The following is a 25995-nucleotide window of genomic DNA, read 5'->3' on the forward strand; positions in this document are numbered from 1 at the left end:
ATCATGCCTGACCAGTTTGCCGGCGAATGCTGCGAGCTGGCTGGTCCATGATGCCGCCGAGTTCGCCACCGCCGCTGCCGCACTGCAACCCGGCGATGAAATCGTACTGGCCGATGGCACCTGGACCGATGCGCGCCTGCTGCTGAAGGGCCAGGGCACCGCCGCCGCGCCGATCGTGCTGCGCGCGCAGACGCCGGGCAAGGTGATCCTCAGCGGGGGGTCGGACCTGCGTCTGGCCGGCAGCTACCTGCAGGTCTCCAACCTGGTATTCCGCAACGGCTACACCCCGGGCGACGCCGTGGTGGCGTTCCGCGAGTCGAGCAAGGCAGTGGCCAGCCACAGCCGCGTCACCGGCCTGGTCATCGATGACTACAGCAACCCCGATGGCAGCGACCAGGACTACTGGGTGTCGCTGTACGGCAGCAACAACCGCCTCGACCACAGCCAGCTGCGCGGCAAGACCAACGCTGGCCCGACGGTGGTGGTGGTGCGCGATGCCACCCAGGGCCTGGACAACCAGCACCGCATCGACCACAACTGGTTCGGCCCGCGGCCAGCGCTGGGCGTCAATGGCGGAGAGACGATCCGTGTCGGCACCAGCGACACCTCGCTGAGCGATTCCAACAGCACGGTGGAGCACAACTGGTTCGAGGGCTGCGATGGCGAGACCGAGATCGTCTCCAACAAGTCCGGCGGCAATACCTTCCGCGGCAACGTGTTCTATCGTTCGGCCGGCGCGCTGACCCTGCGCCATGGCAACGGCAACCGGGTGGTCGACAACCTCTTCCTCGGCGACGACAAGGCCGGCACCGGCGGCGTGCGCATCATCAATGCCGACCAGACCGTCAGCAACAACTACTTCGAACGGCTGGCCGGCTCCAGCAACCGCTCGGCACTGGCGGTGATGGATGCACAGGCCAATCCGCCGTTGTCCGGCTACGCGCCGGTGGTCAACGCGACCATCAGCCGCAACACCTTCGTCGACGTGGCGAAGATCAGCTTCGGTGTGGGCCATGACGAAACCAAGGGCATCGTGGTCGCCGCCAGCAACAGCCACTTCAGCGGCAACCTGATCGTCAACCGGACCAGCAAAAATCCACCGAATGCGGCCAGTTCGCTGGCCGGCATCGCCTTCAGCAACAACGTGCAGTCGCCGCAGGCTAGCAGCGTATTCCCGGGCGGGGTGAGCAGCGCCAGCATCACCCTGCAGCAGGCCGCCAGCGGCCTGTGGGTGCCGGCAACGCCCCTGCCCACCCTCGGCGCCGATCCGGCGCTGGCAATGACCCCGCGCAAACAGACGGGGGTGGACTGGTATCCCAAGGTGGGCGAGGTTGCCCTGTCACGCACCAGCACCGGAGTTGATCGATGAGGTTGCAGCCGCTGTCCCTTTGTTCCCACCGTCTGGCGCTCGCCCTCGCCCTGGCCGCTCCCTTCACCCTGTTGCCGACGGCACCGCTGCATGCGGCACCTGCCGCAGCCGCGCGACAAGGCGATACCGCGCCGGTACTGGTGACCGCCGCGCAGTGGCAGCAGATGGCCAGCGAAGGCAGCCGCTATCCGTGGTTCGCCAAGGAACAGGCGCGTACGCAGAAATCGCTGCAGAAGATGATGAAGGCCGGCATCGACGTGCCGGTGCCGAAGGACAAGGGCGGCGGTCGCACCCATGAGCAGCACAAGCGCAACTACCAGGCACTGCTGGCCGCCGGCACCCTGTACCGGCTGACCGGCGACAAGGCCTATGTCGCCTATTCGCGCGACATGCTGCTGCAGTACGCCAAGCTCTACCCGACCCTCGGCCCGCATCCGGAAGGTCGCGGACAGATTCCCGGCCGGGTGTTCTGGCAGGTGCTCAACGATTCGGTCTGGCTGGTCAACGCCATCCAGGGCTACGACGCGATCCGCGATGCGCTGTCGCCGCAGGATCGGCAGACCATCGAATCGCAGGTGTTCCGGCCGATGGCCGAGTTCCTGGCCAGCGAGCCGAAGAACTACGACCAGATCCACAACCACGCGACTTGGGCCGTGGCCGCCACCGGCATGACCGGCTACGTGCTGCGTGATCGCGAACTGGTGGAGAAATCGCTGCGCGGCAGCCGCAAGGATGACCAGTTCGGTTTCCTGCGGCAGATCGACCTGCTGTTCTCGCCCGATGGGTATTACGAGGAAGGCCCCTACTACCAGCGCTATGCGCTGGCGCCGTTCCTGCTGTTTGCCAACGCGATCGAACGCAACGAGCCGCAGCGGAAGATCTTCGCGCGCCGCGACGGCGTGCTGCTGAAGGCGGTGGACGTGCTGGTGCAGACCAGCTACGACGGCCTGTTCTTCCCGATCAACGATGCGATCCTGGACAAGGGCATCGATACCGAAGAGCTGGTGGCTGGCATCGGCATCGCCTATGCGCAGGCCGGCGATGACCGTCTGCTGTCGGTCGCCCAGCAGCAGAAACGCCTGCTGCTGTCGCCGGAAGGGCTGCAGGTGGCGCAGGCGTTGGCAGCCAACAAAGCCAAACCGTTCGACTACCGGCCGATGCTGCTGCGCGACGGCCCGGACGGTGAACGCGGCGGCCTGGCGATCCTGCGCATGGGCGGCGAACGCGGCCAGGTGCTGGTGCAGAAGGACACCATGCAGGGCATGGGCCACGGCCACTTCGACAAGCTCAACTGGCTGTTCTACGACAATGGCAACGCCGTGGTGACCGACTACGGCGCGGCGCGCTTCCTCAACGTGGAAGCCAAGCGCGGTGGCATCTATCTTGCCGAGAACCGCAGCTGGGCCAAGCAGACCGTGGCCCACAACACGCTGGTGGTGAACGAGCAGAGCCACTTCAAGGGCGACTGGAAGCGCGGTGAGGAACTCGCCCCGCAGGTGCGCTTCTTCCAGGCCGACGCAGATACCCAAATCGCCTCGGCGACGATGCGCGATGCCTATCCGGGCGTGGTGTTCACCCGCACCCAGGCACTGCTGCGCCACCCCGAACTGGGCCTGCCGGTGGTGCTGGACCTGCTGCAGGTGCACGGCGACAAGGTTGCACGCTACGACCTGCCACTGCACTTCAACGGCCACATCGTCACCACCGGTTTCGAGGCCGAGCATTTCCCCGCCCAGCGCCCGGTGCTCGGCAGCGACAACGGCTACCAGCACCTGTGGCTGGACGCACGCAGCAGGGCCGGCAGTGAGCCGCGCACGCTGGCGTGGCTGCTCGACGGACGCTTCTACACCTACCGCTTCGGCAGCAGCGCGCCGGCGCAGGCGTTGCTGGTGGAGAGCGGTGCCAATGATCCCGAGTTCAACCTGCGCCGCGAACCGGCGCTGCTGCAGCGCGTGGAAGGACAGAAGGATGTGACCTTCTTCAGCGTGCTGGAGCCGCATGGCGAGTACAACGGCACCGCCGAGTACGTGCACGGTGCCGACAGCCGCATCAAGCAGATCATCCGCACCCGCGGCAATGATGCCGAGGTGCTCGAGCTGCGCCTGGCCAGCGGCGCCCGCATCGCACTCGGCGTGGCCGACGACAGCGACGCGAAGGGCGAACACAGCGTGACGGTGGATGGCCATGCCTACCGCTGGAGCGGCAGCCATGCGCGCATGGACCGCAGCAAGGGTGAGGCACGATGAACGGCCCCTCGGCCGTGGCCACGCTGCGCAAGGTGCCGGTGCGCTCGGCCGTGCGCTGGCTGATCGTCGGCCTGATCGCGGTGGCCACGGTGATCAACTACATCGACCGCAATGCACTGGCGGTGATGTGGCCGGAGATCGCCAGGGAAGTCGGCGCGACCAAGGACGATTACGCACTGCTGGTGACCGTGTTCATGCTGTTCTATGCCGCCGGCCAGTTCCTGTTCGGGCGCCTGTTCGACATGATCGGGACGCGGCTGGGGTTCGCGTTGTCGATCAGTGTGTGGTCGATCTCGATCGCGCTGCATTCGGTCACCCACTCCATGCTCTCCTTCAGCGTGGTGCGGGCGATGCTGGGCATCAGCGAAGCCGGTGCCTGGCCCGGCGCGGTGAAAGCCAATGCCGAGTGGTTCCCCGCGCGTGAGCGTGCCCTCGCACAGGGCATCTTCAACGCGGGCGCGTCCATCGGTGCCATCGTTTCGGCGCCGGCCATCGCCGGCCTGTACCTGTGGCTCGGCTGGCGCGGCACCTTCGTGCTGGTCGGTGCACTTGGCTTCCTGTGGCTGCTGCCATGGCTGTTCGTCTATCGCGCCGGCCCGGACAAGCATCCGTGGGTGAGTGACGCCGAGCGGCGCCTGATCATGGAAGACCAGGCTGGCCAGCAACGCGTGGATGCACCGAAGGTCAGCGTGCGTTCGCTGCTGGCCCACCGGCAGAGCTGGGGCATGCTCGCCTGCCGTTTCCTGCTGGATCCGATCTGGTGGCTGTTCGTGTCGTGGCTGCCGATCTATCTGGCCGAGACCTTCGGCTTCGACATCAAGCAGATCGGCCTGTTCGCCTGGGTGCCCTTCGTCGGCGCCATGCTCGGCAGCCTGAGCGGCGGCTGGCTGTCGGGGCGCCTGATCAATGCCGGCCAGAGCGTGGACCGTGCGCGCAAGCTGTCGATTTCGCTGGGCTGCGTGATCATGGCACCGGCCCTGCTGGGCGCGGTACTGGCCAACCAGCCGCTGTTTGCGGTGCTGGCGATTGCAGCAGTGCTGTTCGGTTTCCAGATCGCCATCGGCAACATCCAGACCCTGCCCGGCGATCTGTTCGACGGCCGCTCGGTGGGCACGCTGGCCGGTCTCGGCGGCCTGGCCGCCGTAGCCGGAACGTTGATCACCACCTGGCTGGTACCGGTGCTGACCCGCCATTCCTATGCACCGATCTTCATCCTCGTCGCCGCACTGGTGCCGCTGTCGCTGGCCGCACTGTGGTGGTGGACCGGGCCGATCCACAAGCTCGACCGCACCGACGGTTGAACCCCCATTCCCTCGCATTCCCCCGCAAACCAAGGAGTTTCCCGCATGTCGTTCCAGGACAAGGTGGCCATCGTCACCGGTGGTGGCCGTGATATCGGCCGTGCCGTCTCGATCAAGCTGGCTGCGGCCGGTGCACGCGTCTGCCTCAACTACGCCAACGACGAAGCCAGCGCGCAGGAAACGCTGGCGCTGATCAAGGCGGCCGGTGGCCAGGCCATCGCCCACCGCGCCGACGTCACCGATCCCGCCGCCGTGGCCGGCCTGGTCGCAGCAACGCAGGCTGCATTCGGCCAGCGCATCGACGTGCTGGTGAACGTGGCCGGCGGCATGGTCGAGCGTCGTCCGCTGGCCGACATCGACCCGGCGTTCTTCCACAAGGTCATCGACCTCAACCTGACCTCCACCTACCTGACCACCCACGCGGTGGTACCGCACATGGGCGAAGGCGCGGCGATCGTGAACTTCGCCTCGCAGGCCGGTCGTGATGGCGGAGGCCCTGGTGCGGCGATCTATGCCACTGCCAAGGCGGCTGTGATGACCTTCACCCGGGCCATGGCCAAGGAGCTGGGGCCGAAGGGTATCCGCGTCAACGCACTGTGCTGCGGCATGATCGCCACCCGCTTCCATGACGAATTCACCAAACCGGAAGTGCGTACGGCGGTGGCCGGCGCGACGCCGCTGCGTCGCCAGGGCCTGCCGGACGAAGCCGCCGATGCGGCGGTCTACCTGGCGTCGGCAGCGGCAGCGTTCATCACCGGTGCCAATCTGGACGTCAACGGCGGCACCTACTTCTCCTGACCGGACCGAAGCCCATGCAGCGCTGGATCACCCTGCTTTCCCTGGCCATCGGCACCGCCGTGGCCGCCCCCGTGGCGCTGGCCGCACCGGTCTGGGTCACCGCCTGGACCGCTTCGCCCGCGCCTGACCGCAAGGATGGCAGCGCTGACGCGCCCGTGCAGTTCGCAGCGCAGACCGTGCGCCAGGACATGCGCCTGGGTAGCAGGGGCGATGCGCTGCGGCTGCGCATCAGCAACGAACTGGGCACCTCGCCGCTGCGTGTGGAAGACGTACGGTTACGCCTGAAGGATGGCAAGGCGGCAGCGCTGCCGGTCACCGTCGATGGACGCACGTCCATCGACGTACCGGTGGGCGCAGCGCTGCTCAGTGATGCACTGCCCTTGCGGGTTGCCGCCCTGCAGGAGATCAGCGTGACCGCGTACTTCCCGCAGCCCACCCGCCCCGCGGTGCGCCGTACGGTGGTGCGGGTGGCCGACGGAAAGCAGGACGCGGTGGCCGACAGCGTGCGCGTGGGCTACCAGCAGAACGTGTTCTCTGCGGTACTGGTGCAGCGCGCGGACCGGCCGCAGGTGATCGTGGCCCTGGGTGATTCCATCACCGAGGGCGCGACGGCCTCGCGTGGCTCGTTCAACCAATGGCCCGAGCGCTTGGGCCAGCGCCTGCAGCAGGCGTGCCCGGACCGCTTCGTGGTGCTCAACCAGGGCATCAGCGGCAACAAGCTGCTGGACCATGGCCGCAGCCACAGCGCGCTGTCACGGCTGGATCGCGACGTGATCGCAGTGGCCGACGCCGACCAGGTGATCCTGTTCGAAGGCATCAATGACATCCGCCACGGTGGCGGCGCACAGCCGCTGCCGGGACGCAGCGCGGCAGACATGCTGCTGGGCTACCGCCAGGTCGCCGCCCGGCTGCATGCACATGGCATCCGCGCTCATCTCGGCACACTGACGCCCTTCGGCGATTCGGAGCGCTACGAACCGGTATCGGCCACCACCCGCACCGCGATCAACCAGTGGGCGCGTGGCCAGGACACCGGCTTTGATGGCGTGGTGGATTTCGACGCTGCCCTGCGTGATCCGAAACAGCCGGAATCATTGCCGGCGGACATCACCCGCGATCATCTGCACCCGAACGACGAGGGCTACCGGCGCATGGCCGACGCAATCAACCTGGCGGCGCTGGGCTGCAACGCGCGTTGAAAGAGCGCCGAGCCGGCTTACCCCGGTTGCCGCGGCCCGAACATGATCACCGCCATGCCGGCCAGGCAAAGCGCAGCCCCCAGCATGTCCCAACGGCTGGGACGGATGCCGTCGACCAGCCACAGCCAGAACAGCGCCGTGCCGATGTACACGCCACCGTAGGCTGCGTACACGCGTCCGCTGGCGGTCGGGTGCAGGGTCAGCAGCCAGGCGAACAACGCCAGGCTGGCCGCCGCCGGCAGCAGCAGCCAGATACTGCCACCCTTGCGCAGCCACAGCCACGGCAGGTAGCAGCCGATGATCTCGGCCAGCGCGGTCAGCAGGAACAGACCGAGCGTTTTCACGCTTTTTCGGTGGCCTTGGCGTGCTGCCAGAGCGCTTCCTGCGCATCCAGATCGAGTGCGGCCAGCGAATCCCCTTGTGCCTCGGCCTGCGCCTCCATCGAACGGAAGCGACGTTCGAACTTGTGGTTGGCCCCACGCAGCGCGGCACCCAGATCGATGTCCGCATGGCGCGCCAGGTTGGCGCACACGAACAGCAGGTCACCCAGTTCCTCCTGCAGGCGCGCCTTGTTGCCCACGATGTCACCGCGTTCGAACTCTTCGCGCAGTTCCTGCAGTTCCTCGGCCGCCTTGTCCAGTACCGGCAGCGGACCGGGCCAATCGAAACCCACCTTGGCCGCGCGCGACTGCAGCTTCACCGCCCGCTGCCATTCCGGCAGGCCACGGGAGATCCCGGCCAGCGCCGAGGTGTCCTGATCGCCCTTTGCCGCGCGCTCGGCACGCTTGATCGCGTCCCAGTTGCGCATCACGCCGTCGGCATCGTCGACGCTGACATCGGCAAACACATGCGGGTGCCGCCGCTGCATCTTGTCGCAGATCGCGCGCGCGACCTCGGCGAAGGCAAACGCACCCTGTTCTTCAGCCATGCGCGCATGGAACACGACCTGCAGCAGCAGGTCACCCAGTTCATCGCAGAGGTCGTCGAGGTCGCCCCGATCGATCGCGTCGGCCACTTCGTAGGCTTCTTCGATCGTATAGGGGGCGATGGTGGCGAAGTTCTGTTCCAGGTCCCAGGGACAGCCACCCTGCGGGTCGCGCAGGCGCGCCATGATGGCCAGCAGCCGCTCCAGCTCCGCGCTGGCGTTGCCGGTGGCAGGGGTTTCGTGCGTGCTCATGCGTTTCTCCTGGATCAATCGGACAACCAGTCCCGCCACGGCAGGCTGGTATCGCCCAGCGCCATGAAATCGCCGTTCAACAGCGTCGGCCGGCGGTTGTAGCGGAACGGCTTGCCGGTCCCGACCGAGAGCACCGCGCCACCGGCCGCGTGCAGCACGCACTGGCCAGCAGCGGTATCCCATTCGGAGGTCGGGCCCAGCCGCGGATAGACATCCAGTCCGCCTTCGGCGATCCGGCAGAATTTCAGCGAAGAGCCCTGCACCACGGTCTCGATGTCGCCCATGCGGGCCAGCAAGGCATTCGTCTCCGCTGAACGATGCGAGCGGCTGGCGGCGACGCGAAGGGGCGCAGTCGCGGGTGTACGGGTACGCAGCACGGTGTCATGCACACCCTGCCGGCGATACGCCAGCTCGCCTCGCATCGCGTGCCAGACAATGCCGGTGACCGGCGACTGGACCACGCCGAAGGCCGGCGCGCCCTGGTAGATCAGCGCGATGTTGACGCTGAACTCGCCATTGCGCTTGACGAAATCGCGGGTGCCATCAAGCGGGTCGACCAGCCAGTACGCGCCCCAGTGCTGACGCTGCTCCCAGGGCACCAGCGGCGACTCCTCCGACAGGATCGGCAGGTCCGGTGTCAGCTGGCGCAGCCCCTGCTGGATCACCCGGTCGGCGGCAAGGTCGGCAGCGGTGACCGGGCTGTCGTCGTCCTTGAGTGTCACATCGAAACCGTTGCTGTAGACCTGCATGATCGCCTGCCCGGCTTCCTGGGCGATGGCGATCGCGGTTTCGCGCAGTTCCGTGGTCAGCTTGATCATCGTGCTCCCTGCAGCCACTGGCGGGCGATGAACAGCGCCGCCAGCGAACGCCCTTCGGAAAAGTCCTCGCGCAGCATCAACTGGTCCAGATCAGCCAGCTTCCACGGCACCACTTCCAGTTCCTCCGGCTCGTCGCCGGCCAGCTTCTCCGGATACAGGTCGCGCGCGACCACCAGCCAGGACTGATGGCTCATGTAGGTCGGCGCCAGGGTCATCGCGCGCAGCACGTCGACCCGTCGAGCGCCATAGCCGGCCTCTTCCTTCAGCTCACGGTCGGCGGCCTGCTCCGGCGTTTCGCCGGCATCGATCCGGCCCTTCACCAGGCCAAGCTCGTAGCGGTGCATGCCGGCCGCGTATTCACGTACCAGCAGCACGGTTTCTTCATCCAGCATCGGCACCACCACCACCGCGCCATGGCCACGGCTGACCAGGCGTTCGAAGCGGCGGCGTTCGCCGTTGGAGAACTCCAGGTCCAGGTGCTGGCGCTGGAAGGGCCCGTTCTCCTCGTCGGTGATCCGATGGATGATCGGCAGAGGACGCCTTGCGCGGTCATCGTTCACGCGGAATCTCCGGGGCAGACGGCGCGTGCGCCGAGGCCGATAGAATGTGCAGGCAGCAACATGTTCATGAGCCCGAAATGCTAGCAGACCCAACCCCCTCTCCGCTGGTCCAGCACTGGCGGCAACGCGACCTCAAGGTCCTGTGGCACCCGTGCACGCAGATGCGCGAGCATCCGGACACGTTGCCGCTGGTGCCGATCGCCCGCGGCGAAGGCGCCTGGCTGATCGATCACGACGGCAACCGCTACCTGGATGCGGTCAGCAGCTGGTGGACCAACCTGTTCGGCCATGCCGAGCCGCGCATCGGCGCTGCCATCGCTGCCCAGGCCGGGCAGCTGGAACAGGTGATGCTGGCCGGGTTCGGCCACGAGCCCGCGATCACCCTGGCTGAGCGCCTGCTGGCCCTCGCGCCGCGCCAGCCCGGCCGCGCGCCACTGGCCAAGGTGTTCTACGCCGACAACGGTTCGGCCGGCGTCGAAGTGGCGCTGAAGATGGCCTTCCAGTATTTCCAGAACCGCGGTGAGACCCGGCGCACGCGCTTCGTCTCGCTGGAAAACGGCTACCACGGCGAGACGCTGGGCGCCCTCGCACTGGCCGACATTCCGCTGTACCGCCGGGTCTACGCGCCGCTGCTGGCCGAGGGCCTGTTTGCGCCCTCGCCCGACGCCTACCTGGCCGAGCCCGGGCAGAGTGCGGCCGACCGCGCACGCCAGGCCGCCGATGGCCTGGCCACGCTGTTCGACCAGCATCCGGGCGAGATCTGCGCGGTGATCCTGGAGCCACGGCTGCAGTGTGCCGGTGGCATGCGCATGCACGATCCGGCCTATCTGCAGCGCGTGCGTGAACTGTGTGACGCCCATGGTGCGTTCCTGATCGCCGACGAGATCGCCACCGGCTTCGGCCGCACCGGCACGATGTTCGCCTGCGAGCAGGCCGGGGTGATGCCGGACCTGCTGTGCCTGTCCAAGGGCCTGACCGGTGGTTTCCTGCCCTTGGCTGCGGTGCTCGCCACGCAGGCGCTGTACGACGCCTTCCTTGATGATTCGCGCGAACGTGCCTTCCTGCATTCGCACAGCTACACCGGCAATCCGCTGGCCTGCGCGGCGGCGCTGGCCACGCTGGACATCTTCGGCGAGGACGATGTGATCGCGCGCAATCGCGGCATCGCCTCGGTGATGGGCACCTTGGCCGCGCCGTTCGCCGACCATCCGCACGTGGCCGATGTGCGCCAGGCCGGGATGGTGGTGGCCTTCGAACTGACCCGCAACGGTGACAAGCGCACGCCCTTCGATCCGGCCCTGCGGCTGGGGCTGCACGCCTACAAGGCGGCGCTGAAGCGCGGCGTGGTGCTGCGCCCGCTGGGCAACGTGCTGTACTGGATGCCACCGTACTGCGTGGACGATGAACAACTGGAGCTGCTGGCGCATACCACGCTGGCGGCCATCGACGAGGCGATTGCATGCGCGTGACCCGCTGCCCCATCGACCTGGCGCTGCACAGCGGCCAGACCGTGACCCTGCCGGAAGAGACGGCCAACCACCTGGTGCGGGTGATGCGCCTGCGCGAGGGTGATACCTGCGTGCTGTTCAACGGCGATGGCCATGACTACACCGCGACGCTGACCATGGCCGGCAAACGCGAAGTACAGGTACGCATCGACGCGGTGCAGGTGATCGCCAACGAGTCGACGCTGACCATCACCCTGCTGCAGGGCATTGCACGCGGCGAAAAGATGGACCTGATCCTGCAGAAGGCCACCGAACTGGGGGTGAGTGCCATCGTGCCGGTGAATGCCGAGCGCACCGAAGTGAAGCTGGATGCAGCTCGCGCGGAAAAACGCGTGGCGCACTGGAACAACGTCGTGCAGTCGGCCTGCGGGCAGTCCGGTCGTGCGCGCATTCCGCAGGTAGGACCGCCGCAGTCGCTGGCACAGGCCAGCGCGGCACTGCCCGCCGATACGTTGCGGTTGACCCTGGACCCGCTGGGAGCGCACCGGCTGTCGACACTGCAGGCGGCACCAGCCGGCGGCGTGGTGATCGCCATCGGCCCGGAAGGCGGCTGGTCGCCGCGTGACCGTGAGCAACTCGCCGCCGCAGGCTTCCAGGGCCTGCAGTTGGGCCCTCGCATCCTGCGCACGGAAACCGCAGGCCTGGCCGCGATCGCGGCGTTGCAGGCAAGGCTGGGCGATCTGGGGTAAGGCTCCGGTCCGGTGGCCGCTGCGCTCGCCGGGCATGGCCCGGCGCTACCGGTCCGGTGGCCGCTCTGCTCGCCGGGCATGGCCCGGCGGATTCCGATCAGGCCGTCAGCGAATCCAGCGCAGCTTCCAGCGCGTCGAGATTTGGCAACAGCGCGCTCTGTTCGCCCAGCAGCACGCGCATGTGCACGATGTCAGGCAGGTTTTCCTCGGACGCGTCGGCCAGCAGGCCATCGCGCGGTACCGAAATCAGCTGCGGGAAGCTCTGCGTCAACAGCGCGTAGTAGGGGCGCTGCGGGTTGCCGTTGAGGGTCTTGAGCACCACCACCTTGTTGTGGCCGGCCACCGTCTCTTCGCCCAACCCGGAGAGCCGTGCGAACGACACCAGGGGCACCTGCCAGCCGTGCCAGCCGATCTCACCCACCAGCCAGCGCGGCGCGTCGGCGACCGCCTGCACCGGCACCCGCGACATCATCTCGGCCACGGTTGCATTGGGCAGCAGAACCCGTTCGGCACCGGCCGAGATCAGGACGCCACGGATCTCATCATTGCTGGCGTAGCTCATGCGGCATCTCCGTCGTCATCCAGGCCCCAGCGCGCGGCGATCACCTGCGCCAGTTCCTGCGGTTCACCGGCCACCATGCCGGCGGCGACCACCGCCGTCGCCGCAGCCGGGTCGTAGCAGCCTTCGCCCACCTGCCCGGCCACCCAGGCACCGGCGGCGGCGAGGTCCAAGGCCGGGCCCACATGGGCCAGATCGGCACCGCTGAGCAGCACCAGCGCGCTGTGCTCGGCCGACAACGCGGCAATCGAGATGCCCTGCGCTTCGCTCTGGAAATACAGGCCATCGGCAGCAGCGTGCACGCCGATGTCATCGGCCAGCACGTGCACTTCGCCAGCGGTGGCGCGCTGGCCGGCTTCGGCCAGCTGCACCGGCAGCGGCGATACGCGCGCCATCTGCTTGACCAGGTTGCCGTAGCGGCCGCCGTCCAGGCGCATGTGCACCAGCACCGGCACGGCCAGCCCGCTGGGCAGTGCAGCGAGCAGGCGACGCAATGCATCGGGACCGCCGATACCGGCCAGTACCAGCAGCGCGCCGGAGCGACTGCCTGCAGGCGCGGTAGCGTCCAGGTCGACCAGTGAAAGATGTCCGGTATCGAATGCAGGTTCCGCCGATTCGGTCGAGGTGGCAGCCGATGCAACTGCCGGCGCGTCGCTGGCCTCGTCAACCAGCGACCAGGCCGTGTGGTCGGTGAATACCGACGGCGCAGCTGCCGGTACCGGCGGCGGTTCCGGCGCGGCTTGCACAGGCCCTGCCGTTTCCGGCAGCACCGGCTGCAGCGCAGCCAGCGCCTGCTCCAGCGCGACGGGCTCGTGCAGGTGTGCCGGCGGCGAATAGAGGCCATCAGCCGGCACGTCGTCGGCCCACGAACGGGCCTGTTCCAGGTGCGTCTGCAGCGCGGTTTCCTTCGGCACCGGCGGCGTCGACGGCAGGCCCGGCTCCAGCTGCAATGCCGGTTCGTCCTCGGCGCCGGGCGGCAGCACCTGCTGGTGGCCGTGCAGCTTGGCGGCAAGGTGACGGCCCCAGCGCTGCGCTTCCCAACCATCGCGACGCGCGGCCAGTTCAGCCTCATCGAACACCAGGGTCAAGCCGGGCGCCGACAGCGCCGGTTCCAGGCGCTCCAGCGCGTCTTCAATGGCCGCTTCCAGCGCGATCACCACGAACTGCGGGCGCGCATCATGCAGCGCCTGCGGTTCCAGCGTCATGGGATCGTCTTCCAGCACGATCTGCACGTCGGCATGGGCCAACGCCTCGCGCAGGCGCTCACGCGCCGCACCCGGGCGGGCCAGCAGGGCTACGGCCGGAACCGGATCGAGGTCACTCACGGACACGGGCAATCCCCAGCAAGTCGTACACGTTACGCATCAGGTCCAGCTCCTGGTACGGCTTGCCCAGGTAGCGCTGCACACCGATTTCGAAGGCGCGCTGGCGATGCTTGTCGCCGCTGCGCGAGGTGATCATCACGATCGGCACGTCCTTGTAGCGCGGGTCAGCACGCATCGCGGTGGCCAGCTCGTAGCCGTCCATCCGCGGCATTTCGATGTCCAGCAGCATCAGGTCCGGCACGCGCTCTTCCAGCTGTTCCAAGGCTTCGACGCCATCGCGGGCGACGCTCACCTCGAAGTTGTGACGCTCCAGGATGCGGCCGGTGACCTTGCGCATGGTCAGCGAATCGTCCACCACCATCACCAACGGCACCTGCCGTTCCTGGCGGGGTGCGTTGACCAGCACCGGCGCGGTCGGGTTGGCCAGGAAACGACGCACCAGCGGGGCCACGTCCAGGATCACCACGACGCGGCCATCGCCGGTGATGGTGGCGCCGTAGATGCCCGGCACCGAGGCGATCTGCAGGCCCACCGGCTTGACCACGACTTCGCGGTTGCCCAGCACCTGATCGATCGCAACGGCGGCGCGCAGGTCGCCGGCGCGGACCAGCAGCAGCGGCACCTGGGCCTGGCCGTCAGCGCGTGCCGGGGCCTGGCCGACCAGACTGCCGAGGTCGTACAGCGGATAGTCTTCGCCACCGTACCGGTAGCTGCTGTCGGCTGCTTCGAAGCGCTCGTGCGACAGCCGGCCAATACCACTGACCGAGGCGACCGGCACCGCGAAGGTGGTTTCGCCGATCTGCACGAACACCGCCTGGGTGACCGCCAGCGTCTGCGGCAGGCGCAGGGTGAAACGCACGCCCTGGCCACGCACCGACTGGATGTCGACCGAGCCGCCGAGCTGGCGCACTTCGTTGCCGACCACGTCCATGCCGACGCCACGGCCCGCCAGCTGGCTGACCTGGTCGGCGGTGGAGAAGCCCGACGCGAAGATCAGGTTGTCCAGTTCCTGTTCGCTCGGCTGTGCATCGGCAGGCAGCAGGCCGCGGTCGATGGCGCGACGGCGGATCGCTTCACGATCCAGGCCAGCGCCATCATCGGCCACGTCCAGTACGATTTCCGAGCCCTCGCGGTGCAGGCGGATGGCGATTTCGCCTTCTTCCGGCTTGCCGGCGGCACGACGTTGTTCCGGCGCTTCCAGGCCATGGGCAACCGAGTTGCGCAGCATGTGCTCCAGCGGCGCGACCATGCGATCGAGCACGTTGCGGTCGAGTTCGCCGTGGGTGCCTTCCAGGGTCAGGTGAACCTGCTTGCCGGTATCCATGCCGGCCTGGCGGACCACACGGCGCAGGCGCGGCACCAGGCCGTCGAACGGCACCATGCGCGCGCGCATCAGGCCATCCTGCAGTTCCGAACTGACACGCGACTGCTGCTGCAGGAGCGAATCGTACTGGCGCGACAGATCATCCAGCACGCCCTGCAGGCCACCCAGATCGGCGGCCGACTCGTTCAGCGCGCGGCTGAGCTGCTGCAGGGTGGAGAAACGGTCCAGTTCCAGTGGATCGAACTTCTGGTCGGCCTGGTCCTGCTCGCGCTGGTAGCGGGCCACGATCTGCGCTTCGGTTTCCAGGTCCAGGCGACGCAGCTGGTCGCGCAGACGCGCATTGGTGCGTTCCAGTTCGCCCATCGCGCCACGGAAGGCGCCGAGCTGCTGTTCCAGGCGCGAACGATAGATCGCCACTTCACCGGCGTGGTTGACCAGGCGGTCGAGCAGGTCGGCGCGCACACGCACCTGTTCCTGCTGCGGACGGGCCAGCGGGTCTTCCTCGCTGGAACCTTCCACCGGCAACGGTGCCGACAACGGGGCATCGACCACGGCCGGAGCCGCCTGCGGGGCCTGCTCCGCCACGACGACAGCACTGGCTGCAGCTGCGCTGACAGCGGCAGTGATGTCGGTGGTGGTGCGTGCTTCAAAGGCGTCGAGCAGATCCTGTGCCGGCTCGACGATGCGATGTTCGCCGGTACGGGTCAGCAGCTGGTGCAGACGGTCGAAACCGCGTTCCAGCAACTGCACATCACGACGTTCGATCTCGGTGCGCCCGCCAGCGACAGCCTCCAGCAGCGATTCGATGCTGTGGCCGAGATCACCGATGGCATTGATGCCCGCCATGCGCGCGCCGCCCTTGAGCGTATGCAGATCGCGCTGCAGGCCGGCCAGGGCTTCGCGATCCTGCGGCGCTTCGCGCAGCTCGCTGATCAGCCCATCGCAATGATCCAGCAGGTCCTTGCCTTCCTCGACGAAGATGTCGACCAGCTCGCGATCATAGATGCTGAAGTCGAGCAGGTCGGCGCTGTCTTCGGATTCGGAGTCGGTCTGGGCTTCTTCGGTCTGGGCTTCGGGCAGGGGCGCATCCGCCGGTACCACCGCATCGACGCTGTCGAAGGCGACAGGTTCGACCTCGACCGCCGCAGCCTCTGCCGCAACCGGCACCACGTTCATGCCGCTGTCCGCCGCGGCAGCCTGGCCCGGAGCATCTTCCAGCTCGAAGAAACGCGAGGGCGAAATGGCGTCCTGCGCCGTCTCCGCGGCCCCGACGTCTTCCACCGTCGCCGGGGACGGCTGGTCGGTGCTCTCTCCTTCACCGACCGCCGCCTCCCCGCCGACGTCCGCATCCTCGGCAAAGGCTTCCGCCTCGCCAGGCGCGAGTTCGCTGGCCTGCAGGCCGAGCACGGGCCATTGCCCGTCTTCGTCCTGGCCCTGCTCCTCGTCGATCACGTGCAGGCCGGCCTCGAGCGCGGCTTCCAGCGTGACCGGGTCTGCGAAGCCCGGCACAGCCATTTCATCCTGCAGGCTGGACAGCTCGCTGTCGAGCGGCAGCGCAGCAGCGTCTTCATCCACCGCCGTTTCAGGTGTGGATGGCAGCGGCGTATTCAGGTCGTTTGCGACATCCAGGACATCCGGATCGCGGTCGTCAACCGGCAGCGCACTGGCATCCAGATACGGCGACAGATCATCCGCCGCAGTCAGCGCGGTGTCTTCCAATGCGGTGTCTTCCGATGTCGCCACCGCCTGTCCAGCTTCAATTTCCGTGGCAACGAGCGTGGAAGCAGCCACTTCCAGCGTCGACTCCGGCGCCGGGCCGTCCGGCATCGACGGCCACCCTGCATCGAAGTAGCGCGACAGATCATCGCTGCCGGTCAATTCGGCGGACTCCAGGCCCGCATCGCTCAACGCGTCCTCGCTGACCTGCAGCGCCTCCAGCACCTCGGCACCGGTGTCGCGTTCGACCTCCGGCTCGATCTCCACCGCATGCACCGGCTCGACCATGTCGGCGTCGGCGGCATCCGCTTCTGCGACCAGCGGAAGCAGCGGGTCTTCGTCTTCATCCTCGACGTCCAGCCCGGCCATCGGCCAGCGTGCTTCCGGCAGCTCGCCGGCCAGCGCCTGCAGGCGCTGCGCCAGTTCAGCCTGCGGCGCAATCCGCGGCTGCTCGGCCTGCAGCGCGTCCATGGTCGCGTTGATCGCCTGCGCGGTCTCGTCCAGGGCCGCCACGGCGTCATCACCCGGCACCACCTCGGCGGCCAGCGCGCGCTTGATGTACGACTCGGCGCCGCCAGTGACAGCGGTGATTTCCGGCACCTCGGTCATCGCGAAGGCACCGTTCATGGTGTGCACCGCGCGCAGCAACGCATCGCTGACCGGCTGTGGCGCCTGCTGCGCCGAGCGCAACCAGCCCTGCAGCGTGGCCTGGTGGAGTTCCACCTCGGCCTCCAGGATCTCACGCAGCACGCTGTCGATGTTGGCCGGGGTACCCGGCGCTTCGACAGCGCTCTGTGCGGGGGCATCGACATCCGGCACGGCGCTGTCCAGCGGCGCGGCAGCATCGGTCGGCGCCTCGGCCGTCGGCGCGGTGGCGCCCGGCAGCGCAACGTAGAACGTTTCTTCGCCTGCACCCACGCGATCGGCGATGGCCTGCATCGCCTGCAGGTCGACGCTGACCCGCTGGCCATCGCGCAGTGCCGCGTTCAACTGCGGCAGTGCCGTGTATGCGTGATCGACCATCGCCAGTACCGCCGGCGTGGGGGCACGGGTGCCATCGAGCACGCGGTTGAGCATGCCCTCGATCTTCCACGCGAACTCACCCAGGGTACGTGCGCCGACCAGGCGGCCACTGCCCTTCAGTGTGTGGAAAATGCGGCGGATCGGCCGCAGCCGGTCCATGTTGTCCGGTTGCATGCGCCATGCCGGCAGCAGCGTGCCGAGATTGCCCAGCTCGTCGTCGAATTCTTCCAGGAACACCTCGCGGATGTCCTGGTCGATGTTCTCGGCATCGTCGTCGAAACCCGCATCGAACCCGCCCTCGGCCACGACCGGCGGCACGGTTTCGGTCGGCACGACGGCGGCCGGCATGGCCTGGGGATTGAAGCCGGCGGCAGCGGCATTCAGCTCTGCGAAGAACTGCGCATCGGCTTCGCTGAAGTCGATCGGCGCGATGGTATCCACATCGACCAGTGCCACGGTCGGCGCAGCAGGCACTGCCGGCAGGTCTTCGGATGCGGGCAGATCAACGGCCGGTGCGACGTAGACTGCGGCATCGATCGCGGCGTCGCCGTCAACGGTGGAGTCGAGCCGTTCGGTGATGGCCAGGCCATCGTCGGCCTGCGCCACCGCACCTGCGTCAATGAACTCCAGCGTCGCAGGCGAGGCCTGCTCGTCGTCCAACGACAACGTTTCCATTGCCTCCAGCGACAACACGTCATCGGCGTTGTGCAGCAGGCTGCTGTCGAAACGGAACACCACATCGTCGCTCAGCGACGTCTGGCCGTCCTGCTCGGCGGCAACCGGATCGAAGGCCGGCGAAATGACCACGTCCAGCGACGCGGCAGACGACGCCTCGTCCAACGACGTCGCCAGGAAGGCGTCATCATTGCCGTCTACGGCGCTTGCCTGCGTGTCGCCCTCTTCCGGCACCGGAATCGCGGACAACGTCCAGGCAGCAGCGTCGGACTGTTCGGCTGACACAGGGTCGAAACTGACCGGATCGAAGCTGTCGAACGTCGGCGCACGCTCGTCGCGGCGTTCGGCAGCACTCCCTGCCGGCGCGTCGAATCCACCCAGTTCCCACTGCGGCACTTCCGGCGCGGGGGCGCTGGAGGCAGCGAACAACAGGGGCGGCGGGGTGCCGTGCGGTTCGGCCGACAACGCTGGCGTACCCAGCGATCCGAACATCAGGCCGTTGTCGGCGGGCGTAGCCTCCGGCAGCGGGTCGAAGGTGAAATCGGGCAGCGGCACCGGCACGCCACCCGGTGCCGGCGCGGAGGCCTGCACGTCGATATCCAGCGGTTCGATCTGCAGCGGCTCGGCTGGCACGACCACAGCTTCGCGCATGACCGGCTGCACGTCTTCGGCAGCGACCACGCCGCGCTCGGGCAGCGGCCAGTAGCGCAGCGCTTCCAGGCTGCTGCGGGTGATGTCGAGGATGTCCTCGCGACCCGGACGGCGGTCACGCAGGGCTTCCAGGTAGTACTCCAGGCTGGCCATGGCGTCGGCCAGAGTGTCCAGCTGGCGACCACTGGGCACCCGCTGACGACCGATCAGTTCGGCTTCGATGTACTGCTGCACGCCACGCAGATAGTCTGCCGCGGTGCCCAGGTCGAGCATGCGCAATGCGCCGGAGACATCGCCGAGCAGGCGTGGCACGTCCTGCAGTTCGGCGTGGTTCCAGCTGGTTTCGATGAAAGCGACGAAATGTTCGCGGGCGGCGGCGAAATTGGCGATCGCCTCGTGCGCCAGCACTTCCACCGTGCGCCGGTTCTCCACCGCGCTCGGATCATCCTGGCCACTGCCACTGGCACCGAGGTGTGCGACCTGGTCATCCAGCGATGCATCGACATAGAGCAGCGCACCGGCGATATCCAGCAGCATGTCTTCGTCGATCTGCTGGCGGCCCTCGACAACCCCGCGCAGCGCGTCGCGCTGCTGCACGACCACGCCCCGCGCAGCGCCCAGGCCGAGCATGCCCAGCGTATCGGCCACCGAACCCAGCTTGGTCACCTGCTCCTGCAGCTGCTGCGGCGAACCGTCGGTACGCAGGTGCAGGTCCAGCGCGTCCTTGACCTGCAGCAGTTCTTCCTTGACCGCGTTGCCAACGGTGTCCAGCAGCTCGCGGTTGCGGCCGCTGAGGCTGCCGCGTGCATGGTCCAGTTCCGCTTCGGTGGCGGTCACCGAATCGGGCGCGAACGCGAACAGCACGCTGTCGTTGATCAGCGCTTCGCCACGGGCGGCGCGGATCTCGTTGAGCAGCGGCTGCAGCACGATCGGGATGTCACGGTGTCCGTTCTGCAGGCGCTCCAGGTAATCGGGCAGCAGCACGCTGCCGCGCATCAGGGTGGCACAGGCCTCGTCGCGCTCGGCGACCTCGCCCTTGCCGACGGCGATGGCGAGCTGTTCCAGCTCCTCGGCCACCATCGCCGGTGCATACAGTTCGACCATGCGCAGCGTGCCCTGCACCTGGTGCAGGTAGCCGGCGCAGATGCGCATGCGGCTGCTGTCGGCCGGATCTTCGGCGAAGTACTCGACCTCGTTGCGCACCAGGCGCAGGGTCTCGTCCAGCTCGGGCTTGACCCAGCCCAGGGCTGCGTGGCTCATCGCATCGCGCAGGCTGCTCATGGATGCGCTCCGGTCGCCGCCGCGCGACGGTCGCGCGGATCCTGGCGTGGGGAATGGAAATGCTTCATCGACTGGTTCCTTGCTCGCCGCCCTGCCCGTGTCACGCCGGCAGCTTGAAGTCGGCGACCGAACGACGCAGGTCGGCCGCCAGCTGCGCCAGGTGGCCGATCGACTCGGCGGTCTGCCCGGCACCCTGCGAGGTCTGGCCGGTGATCTGGCGGATCACGCCCATCGTGCGGGTGATGTCCGACGCCGCCGACGACTGCTGCTGGGCGGCGATGGAGATGTTCTTGATGAGGGTATTGAGTGCGTTGGACACGCGCTCGATCTCGGTCAGCGCGGTGCCGGCGTCCTCGGCCAGGCGTGCACCGGACACCACTTCGGCGGTGGTCTGTTCCATCGAGGTGACCGCTTCGTTGGTGTCGGCCTGGATGGCCTGCACCAGGTTCTCGATACGTCGGGTCGCACCGGAGGTGCGTTCTGCCAGGCGCTGCACTTCGTCGGCCACGACCGCGAAACCACGACCGGCTTCACCGGCCGAAGCCGCCTGCACGGCCGCGTTCAATGCCAGGATGTTGGTCTGCTCGGAAATGTCGTTGATCAGTTCCACGATCGAGCCGATCTCCTGCGAAGATTCGCCCAGTCGCTTGATGCGCTTGGAGGTCTCCTGGATCTGGTCGCGGATCTGGTCCATGCCCTGGATGGTCTCGCGGACCACGCCGGCACCTTCGGCGGCGATCACCACCGAACGCTGCGCCACGTCGGCCGACTCGGCCGAGTTGCGCGATACCTGTTCGATGCTGGCGGCGATTTCGCCGATCCGGTCCGATGCCGAGGTGATCTGGTTGGCCTGGTGGCCGGCCGCTTCGGCCAGCTGCATCGCGGTGGCCTGCGTTTCCTGGGTCGACAGCGCGACCTTGGCCGAGGTGTCGTTGATGGTGGTCACCAGGTGTCGCAGTTCATCCACCGCGTAGTTGATGGCGTCCGCGATCGCGCCGGTCATGTCCTCGGTCACCGAGGCTTTCACGGTCAGATCGCCCTCACCGAGCGAGGAGATTTCATCGAGCAGCCGCATGATCGCCTGCTGGTTGCGGCTGTTGAACTCCACCTGGGTCTGGTAGCGCAGTTCCTGCTCGCGTGAGCGGCTGCGCACGTTGGTGGAGACGAAACCGATGATCGCGATCAGCGACAGCGCACCGGACACCACGCCGATCCAGAAATTCGGGAACAGGCGGGTGTCGGACACCGAACCGAACGAGGAGAAGGCTTCGAACAGCTTGCGGCTGTCGGTCAGCATCTTCGCCGAACCCTGGCCCAGTGCGGAGGCAGCGGACTGCGCGGCGAACAGCTGGCGCGAGCTGGCCAGGATCGCGTCGGCGTCCTGCTTCATCGCCTGCCACTTCTGCTGCGACTGCTCCAGCGCAGCGACGGCGGCAGCGCCGCGCACCGCGGTGATGCCCAGGTCCTCGTTGCCATTGCGCAGCGCATCGAGCACCTGCGAGAACACGGTGATGTCGCGGGCCAGCGCGTCACCGGCAGCGGCCGCAGCCGTGCCGCCGGCGCGGATCTCAGTCACGCGACGCGCCATCGAACCGGCCACCACCACCTGCTGCAGGGCACTGTAGACCTGCGACGACGGCGCGCCGGAGGCGGACATCGCACGCACCAGCTCGTTCAACTGGGCCTGCAGGCCCGGCACCGCACCGGAGAAGTTGTTGGCGTTGCCGGCCAGGGCCAGTACTGCCGGTTCACTGGCCACCAGCTGGCCAGCCTGCTTGCCCAGCGGCGCCCAGGTGTCGGCCAGGGTCGAGATCGCCCGGGAGACGCCCGGCTCGTTGCCGTAGCGGCCCTGCAGGGTCGACACGTTCTGCTCGATCGCGTTGCGGGTGGCCTTGAAGGCGGTGAAGGCCTGCGCGTTGCCGCCGACCGCGTCACGGCCCTGGTTGGCCAGCTGCTGCGACAGCACCTGCAGGTCCGCGGCCTTGGAACCGGCATCGGCCAGGCGGCTGCCCTGCCAGGTGGACACGCCGGTGTTCACACCGAACAGGATCATCGACAGGGCCAGCAGCGCCAGCCAGAGGTTGCTGCCGCCCAGCCGCAGCTTGCCGGACTTGGTGGCATCCGAAGCAGTACTCATCGTTCAACCTCGATTTTCAATGCAGGGGGCGATGCCCGGCCTCAGGCCGCGGCTTGCCGGAATTCAGGGGTACGCGACAGCAGCGAGAGCGAGAACACGCCCCAATCGTTGCCATCGGCATGGAAAGCGCGATCGACGAAGTGGCCGTAGCGTCCCTCGGCCAGTGAACCGGCCTCGATCTGCTGGGTCAGCTCGAAGCTGCGCTGGCCGAACAGTTCATCGATGGTCAGGGCGACGTCGCCACCGGCCTGGCGCATGATCAGCACGCGCTGGCCTTCCTGCTGGACAGTGCGCGCCCCTTCCAGGAAGTACTTCAGGTCGACCACCGGGAACAGGTTGCCGCGCAGGTTGCCCACGCCCAGCAGCCACGGCTGCGCGCATGGCACCGGGGTCACCGGCGGCATCGGCACGATCTCCACCACCTCGCGGAAATCGGACACCAGCCGACGCTGGCCAACACGGAAACCGACGCCACGCCACAGGTCCTGGGCGAACTGCCGCCCGGGCAGCTGCACCGCGTGGGCCAGGCTGCGCCGTTCGTAGGCTTCAAGAATGTCGAAGGGCGAGCGCATCAGGCCACCAGCTCGTTGATCCGGGCGATGAGTTCTTCCTCGCGCGGCGGCTTGACGATGTAATCGGCGGCGCCCTGGCGCAGCCCCCAGGCCTTGTCGGTTTCCATCGCCTTGGTGCTGACGATGATGACCGGGATGTGCTTGATCGCTGCGTCGCGGGCCATCGCCCGGGTCGCCTGGAAACCGCTCATGCCCGGCAGCACCACGTCCATCAGGACCAGCTGCGGCACCTGGTCGCGGACCAGCTGCAGGCCATCTTCGGCATTGTCCGCTTCCAGCACCTCATGGCCGGCACGGCGCAGCCATTGGGTGAACACCGCGCGGTCGGTCGGTGAATCCTCGATCAGGACGATACGAGCCATTGTGCCTTTCCCCCCTGGTCAGGCGTTGACGTACGTGCGGATGGCACCCAGCAGTTCTTCGCGCGTGAATGGCTTGGTCAGGTATTGCTCCGAGCCGACGATGCGCCCCCGCGCCTTGTCGAACAGACCATCCTTGGACGACAGCATGATCACCGGGGTCGCCTTGAACAGCTGGTTTCCCTTGATCAGTGCGCAGGTCTGGTAGCCATCCAGGCGCGGCATCATGATGTCGACGAAGATGATCTGCGGCTGCTGGTCGGCAATCTTGGCCAGGGCCTCGAAACCGTCCGTCGCGGTCACTACTTCGCAGCCTTCGCGCTTCAGCAGTGTTTCCGCAGTCCTGCGGATGGTCTTCGAGTCATCGATGACCATCACCCGGAGTCCTGCGAGCTCCCCGCCCGCAGTCGTGTTTTCAGTCATTGCCATTCCCCAAGCGCACGGCCCAATCTTTGGCGGGAGCCGCTGCGAAAGCGTATCTATATCGCACTTCCCGCGCCCGCTTCAAGGGCGGTCCGTGGCGCGGGGCGTGGCGCCGGGCTGAACGTGACCGGATTGGCAATCACTGCGCAGCCCGGCAAGGGACGCTGCGTTGCACATCGCCGGGGAGGCGCACGGCCGGCGTTGCCGCTACCATCAACGCCTTGCCTGACAGGTGCACCCATGCCGTTGAACGTCATCGTGGTGATGGACCCCATCGCCCACATCAAGATCGCCAAGGACACCACCTTCGCCATGCTGCTGGAAGCCCAGCGCCGCGGCCATGCCCTGCACTACGTGCGCCCGGGCGGGCTGGCGCTGGAAGGCGGGGTGGCCGTGGCCTGGACCGCCCCCCTGCAGGTGCGCGACGACCCGGCCGGCTGGTACGAGCTGGGCGCATTCAGGCGGACCGAATTCGGTCCCGGCCAGATCGTGCTGATGCGCAAGGACCCGCCGGTCGACGCCGAGTATGTCTACGACACCCAGGTGCTGGATGTCGCTGCCGCCGCCGGTGCATGCGTGGTCAACAACCCGCAGGGCCTGCGCGACTACAACGAGAAGCTGGCCGCGCTGCTGTTCCCGCAGTGCTGCCCACCGACCCTGGTCAGCCGCGACGCCAAGGCACTGAAGGCCTTCGCGCTGGAACACGGCCAGGCGGTACTGAAGCCGCTGGATGGCATGGGCGGACGCTCGATCTTCCGCAGCGGGCAGGGCGACCCCAACCTGAACGTGATCCTGGAAACGCTGACCGACGGTGGCCGCAAGCTCGCCCTGGCCCAGAAGTTCATTCCCGACATCACTGCCGGCGACAAGCGCATCCTGCTGGTCGATGGCGAGCCGGTCGATTACTGCCTGGCGCGCATTCCGCAGGGCGATGAGTTCCGCGGCAACCTGGCCGCCGGTGGCCGTGGCGAAGGCCGTCCGCTGAGCGAACGCGACCGCTGGATCGCCGCCCAGGTCGGCCCGGAAATGAAGCGTCGCGGCATGCGTTTCGTCGGCCTGGACGTCATCGGCGACTACCTGACCGAGGTCAACGTGACCAGCCCGACCTGCGTGCGCGAGCTGGACGCGCAGTACGGCCTGAACATCGCCGGGACCCTGTTCGACGCGATCGAGGCCGATCTGCGCTGATGGATGCCGCACCTGCCGTCCTCGCCCCGCCGCCGCGTGAAGCGCAGCGGCTGGGCGCCACCATCGCCCTGTCGGTGCTGGTGCACGCCCTGCTGATCCTCGGGGTCGGCTTTGCCGTGAAAGGCGACGCGCCCCTGGTGCCGACCCTGGAAGTGATTTTCAGCCAGACCCGCACCGCGCTGACCCCGAAGCAGGCCGATTTTCTGGCCGCCGCCAGCCAGGAAGGCGGTGGCGAACACGATCGTGCGCTGCGCCCCCGCGACAACCAGGCCGGCATCGTGCCGCAGGCCCAGGCCGGCATCAGTCCGGTACCCCAGCAGCAGCAGTCGGCAGCACCGGTACCGCCGCCGCAGGCGCGGGTGGTCAGCAGCCGCAATGGCCAGGACACCGTGGCCGTGGCGCAGTCGCGCCCTACCCCGCTGCAACCAACACCGGATGCACCGATGACCGCGCGCGAACAGCGCGATGCTGAAATGGCGCGGCTGGCGGCGGAAGTGCACCTGCGTTCGGCGCAGTACGCCAAGCGCCCGAACCGGAAATTCGTTTCGGCCAGCACGCGTGAATACGCCTACGCCAATTACCTGCGTGCGTGGGTGGACCGCGCCGAGCAGGTCGGCAACCTGAACTACCCCGACGAAGCGCGGCAGCGCCGGCTGGGGGGACAGGTGGTGATCAGCGTGGGGGTACGCCGCGACGGCAGCGTGGAAAGCAGCCGGGTGTTGAAGTCCAGCGGCACGCCGCTGCTGGACGAGGCCGCGCTGCGGGTGATCCAGCTGGCACAACCGTTCCCGCCGTTGCCCGACAGCGAAGACCAGATCGACATCCTGCAGGTCACGCGCACGTGGGTGTTCCTGCCCGGTGGCGAACTGCGCGACGACCGGTGAGGTTTTCCGCCCGGGCCTGCGGCCCGGGACCCGCTGCAAGCAACAGCAACGGCAACGGCAACTGCAACGGCAACTGCAACGTCAAGATCAAGAGCGGCGGTTGGGCTGTTCGGTTTGGCGGGGCGGTGTGGGCTTGCAGGACACGCCGTAAACCCATCCATGGGGGCTCGATGGCGCCATCCATGGCGCCAACGGTCCTGCAAGCCCACACCG

General features: G+C 67.7%; 20 protein-coding genes. 9 read left to right on the top strand and 11 right to left on the bottom strand.

Going from position 1 to position 25995, the window contains the following annotated elements; all coding sequences use genetic code 11:
- Nucleotides 1-16: 16 nt before the first annotated feature.
- Genes ABIA73_RS13060 through ABIA73_RS13080 form a run of 5 tightly spaced genes read left to right on the top strand, consistent with a single transcriptional unit; the run spans nt 17 to nt 6913 of the window.
- The gene (locus ABIA73_RS13060; protein ID WP_354275889.1) at nt 17-1369 is read left to right on the top strand and encodes a polysaccharide lyase 6 family protein; all 1353 of its coding nucleotides are present in this window, start codon (nt 17-19) and stop codon (nt 1367-1369) included.
- Complete coding sequence (locus ABIA73_RS13065) at nt 1366-3615, top strand: oligoalginate lyase (RefSeq protein WP_354275890.1); 2250 nt, start codon at nt 1366-1368, stop codon at nt 3613-3615. Before ABIA73_RS13060 ends, ABIA73_RS13065 begins: the two co-directional genes overlap by 4 nt.
- Entirely contained in the window at nt 3612-4916 is a 1305-nt protein-coding gene (locus tag ABIA73_RS13070) for an MFS transporter (protein WP_033831792.1), read from the top strand. Before ABIA73_RS13065 ends, ABIA73_RS13070 begins: the two co-directional genes overlap by 4 nt.
- Before the next feature lie 45 nt (nt 4917-4961).
- On the top strand, nt 4962-5714 hold the full coding sequence (locus tag ABIA73_RS13075) for an SDR family NAD(P)-dependent oxidoreductase (RefSeq protein WP_025877770.1): 753 nt from the start codon (nt 4962-4964) through the stop codon (nt 5712-5714).
- 14 nt (nt 5715-5728) lie between these two features.
- Nucleotides 5729-6913 carry a GDSL-type esterase/lipase family protein gene (locus ABIA73_RS13080; RefSeq protein ID WP_279208396.1) on the top strand — a complete coding sequence of 395 codons (1185 nt, stop codon included), beginning with the start codon at nt 5729-5731 and terminating at the stop codon, nt 6911-6913.
- 17 nt (nt 6914-6930) lie between these two features.
- Here ABIA73_RS13080 and ABIA73_RS13085 read toward each other — a convergent pair whose 3' ends face one another.
- From ABIA73_RS13085 to nudE, 4 genes are read right to left on the bottom strand one after another with little or no spacing between them, the layout of a single operon-like run.
- A complete protein-coding gene (locus ABIA73_RS13085; RefSeq protein ID WP_032974968.1) occupies nt 6931-7257 on the bottom strand; it encodes a YnfA family protein in 327 nt (108 codons plus the stop codon).
- Complete coding sequence (mazG, locus tag ABIA73_RS13090; protein ID WP_279208395.1) at nt 7254-8090, bottom strand: nucleoside triphosphate pyrophosphohydrolase; 837 nt, start codon at nt 8088-8090, stop codon at nt 7254-7256. Before mazG ends, ABIA73_RS13085 begins: the two co-directional genes overlap by 4 nt.
- A 14-nt stretch (nt 8091-8104) precedes the next feature.
- Nucleotides 8105-8908, bottom strand: coding sequence for a 3'(2'),5'-bisphosphate nucleotidase CysQ (gene cysQ, locus ABIA73_RS13095; RefSeq protein WP_025877764.1), 804 nt, complete (start codon nt 8906-8908; stop codon nt 8105-8107).
- Entirely contained in the window at nt 8905-9468 is a 564-nt protein-coding gene (nudE, locus tag ABIA73_RS13100) for an ADP compounds hydrolase NudE (RefSeq protein ID WP_025877762.1), read from the bottom strand. The genes cysQ and nudE overlap by 4 nt, the downstream gene beginning before the upstream one ends.
- Before the next feature lie 77 nt (nt 9469-9545).
- On the opposite strand from nudE, the gene bioA reads away from it, so the two are divergent.
- A complete protein-coding gene (gene bioA / locus ABIA73_RS13105) occupies nt 9546-10937 on the top strand; it encodes an adenosylmethionine--8-amino-7-oxononanoate transaminase (RefSeq protein WP_032952037.1) in 1392 nt (463 codons plus the stop codon).
- Nucleotides 10928-11665: a 16S rRNA (uracil(1498)-N(3))-methyltransferase gene (locus tag ABIA73_RS13110; RefSeq protein WP_263930098.1), complete on the top strand. Its 738-nt coding sequence runs from the start codon at nt 10928-10930 to the stop codon at nt 11663-11665. Before bioA ends, ABIA73_RS13110 begins: the two co-directional genes overlap by 10 nt.
- A gap of 97 nt (nt 11666-11762) precedes the next feature.
- On the opposite strand, the gene ABIA73_RS13115 is transcribed toward ABIA73_RS13110, so the two are convergent.
- The 7 genes from ABIA73_RS13115 to pilG all read right to left on the bottom strand — a co-directional run bounded on the left by ABIA73_RS13115 (nt 11763) and on the right by pilG (nt 23710).
- A complete protein-coding gene (locus tag ABIA73_RS13115) occupies nt 11763-12227 on the bottom strand; it encodes a chemotaxis protein CheW (RefSeq protein ID WP_025877758.1) in 465 nt (154 codons plus the stop codon).
- Complete coding sequence (locus tag ABIA73_RS13120; protein ID WP_354275891.1) at nt 12224-13555, bottom strand: chemotaxis protein CheB; 1332 nt, start codon at nt 13553-13555, stop codon at nt 12224-12226. The genes ABIA73_RS13115 and ABIA73_RS13120 overlap by 4 nt, the downstream gene beginning before the upstream one ends.
- A complete protein-coding gene (locus ABIA73_RS13125) occupies nt 13542-20219 on the bottom strand; it encodes an Hpt domain-containing protein (protein WP_354275892.1) in 6678 nt (2225 codons plus the stop codon). Before ABIA73_RS13125 ends, ABIA73_RS13120 begins: the two co-directional genes overlap by 14 nt.
- A 100-nt stretch (nt 20220-20319) precedes the next feature.
- A complete protein-coding gene (locus ABIA73_RS13130; protein ID WP_032974974.1) occupies nt 20320-22356 on the bottom strand; it encodes a methyl-accepting chemotaxis protein in 2037 nt (678 codons plus the stop codon).
- Nucleotides 22357-22397: 41 nt separating this feature from the next.
- Nucleotides 22398-22928: a chemotaxis protein CheW gene (locus tag ABIA73_RS13135; RefSeq protein ID WP_025877750.1), complete on the bottom strand. Its 531-nt coding sequence runs from the start codon at nt 22926-22928 to the stop codon at nt 22398-22400.
- Nucleotides 22928-23290 carry a response regulator gene (locus ABIA73_RS13140; protein WP_025877749.1) on the bottom strand — a complete coding sequence of 121 codons (363 nt, stop codon included), beginning with the start codon at nt 23288-23290 and terminating at the stop codon, nt 22928-22930. Before ABIA73_RS13140 ends, ABIA73_RS13135 begins: the two co-directional genes overlap by 1 nt.
- A gap of 18 nt (nt 23291-23308) precedes the next feature.
- Complete coding sequence (gene pilG / locus ABIA73_RS13145; RefSeq protein ID WP_005418455.1) at nt 23309-23710, bottom strand: twitching motility response regulator PilG; 402 nt, start codon at nt 23708-23710, stop codon at nt 23309-23311.
- Between the two features lie 240 nt (nt 23711-23950).
- Between pilG and gshB the strand changes: the two genes are divergently transcribed.
- Together gshB and ABIA73_RS13155 are read left to right on the top strand one after the other, a co-directional pair.
- Nucleotides 23951-24898, top strand: a complete 948-nt coding sequence (gshB, locus tag ABIA73_RS13150) for a glutathione synthase (RefSeq protein ID WP_025877747.1) — start codon at nt 23951-23953, stop codon at nt 24896-24898.
- The gene (locus tag ABIA73_RS13155; RefSeq protein WP_059064856.1) at nt 24898-25782 is read left to right on the top strand and encodes an energy transducer TonB family protein; all 885 of its coding nucleotides are present in this window, start codon (nt 24898-24900) and stop codon (nt 25780-25782) included. Before gshB ends, ABIA73_RS13155 begins: the two co-directional genes overlap by 1 nt.
- The last annotated feature ends 213 nt before the right edge of the window (nt 25783-25995 follow it).

This window comes from Stenotrophomonas sp. 2694, from assembly GCF_040548715.1.
GTDB lineage: Bacteria > Pseudomonadota > Gammaproteobacteria > Xanthomonadales > Xanthomonadaceae > Stenotrophomonas > Stenotrophomonas indicatrix.

What these genes read in the sequence shown, in the direction of transcription:
- ABIA73_RS13125 (WP_354275892.1), bottom strand. Translation starts at nt 20,219, where the DNA reads ATGAGCAGCCTGCGCGATGCGATGAGCCACGCAGCCCTGGGCTGGGTC.
- cysQ (WP_025877764.1), bottom strand. Translation starts at nt 8,908, where the DNA reads ATGATCAAGCTGACCACGGAACTGCGCGAAACCGCGATCGCCATCGCC.
- mazG (WP_279208395.1), bottom strand. Translation starts at nt 8,090, where the DNA reads ATGAGCACGCACGAAACCCCTGCCACCGGCAACGCCAGCGCGGAGCTG.
- ABIA73_RS13140 (WP_025877749.1), bottom strand. Translation starts at nt 23,290, where the DNA reads ATGGCTCGTATCGTCCTGATCGAGGATTCACCGACCGACCGCGCGGTG.
- gshB (WP_025877747.1), top strand. Translation starts at nt 23,951, where the DNA reads ATGCCGTTGAACGTCATCGTGGTGATGGACCCCATCGCCCACATCAAG.
- ABIA73_RS13135 (WP_025877750.1), bottom strand. Translation starts at nt 22,928, where the DNA reads ATGCGCTCGCCCTTCGACATTCTTGAAGCCTACGAACGGCGCAGCCTG.
- pilG (WP_005418455.1), bottom strand. Translation starts at nt 23,710, where the DNA reads ATGACTGAAAACACGACTGCGGGCGGGGAGCTCGCAGGACTCCGGGTG.
- bioA (WP_032952037.1), top strand. Translation starts at nt 9,546, where the DNA reads ATGCTAGCAGACCCAACCCCCTCTCCGCTGGTCCAGCACTGGCGGCAA.
- ABIA73_RS13130 (WP_032974974.1), bottom strand. Translation starts at nt 22,356, where the DNA reads ATGAGTACTGCTTCGGATGCCACCAAGTCCGGCAAGCTGCGGCTGGGC.
- ABIA73_RS13070 (WP_033831792.1), top strand. Translation starts at nt 3,612, where the DNA reads ATGAACGGCCCCTCGGCCGTGGCCACGCTGCGCAAGGTGCCGGTGCGC.
- ABIA73_RS13065 (WP_354275890.1), top strand. Translation starts at nt 1,366, where the DNA reads ATGAGGTTGCAGCCGCTGTCCCTTTGTTCCCACCGTCTGGCGCTCGCC.
- ABIA73_RS13080 (WP_279208396.1), top strand. Translation starts at nt 5,729, where the DNA reads ATGCAGCGCTGGATCACCCTGCTTTCCCTGGCCATCGGCACCGCCGTG.
- ABIA73_RS13075 (WP_025877770.1), top strand. Translation starts at nt 4,962, where the DNA reads ATGTCGTTCCAGGACAAGGTGGCCATCGTCACCGGTGGTGGCCGTGAT.
- ABIA73_RS13115 (WP_025877758.1), bottom strand. Translation starts at nt 12,227, where the DNA reads ATGAGCTACGCCAGCAATGATGAGATCCGTGGCGTCCTGATCTCGGCC.
- ABIA73_RS13155 (WP_059064856.1), top strand. Translation starts at nt 24,898, where the DNA reads ATGGATGCCGCACCTGCCGTCCTCGCCCCGCCGCCGCGTGAAGCGCAG.
- ABIA73_RS13110 (WP_263930098.1), top strand. Translation starts at nt 10,928, where the DNA reads ATGCGCGTGACCCGCTGCCCCATCGACCTGGCGCTGCACAGCGGCCAG.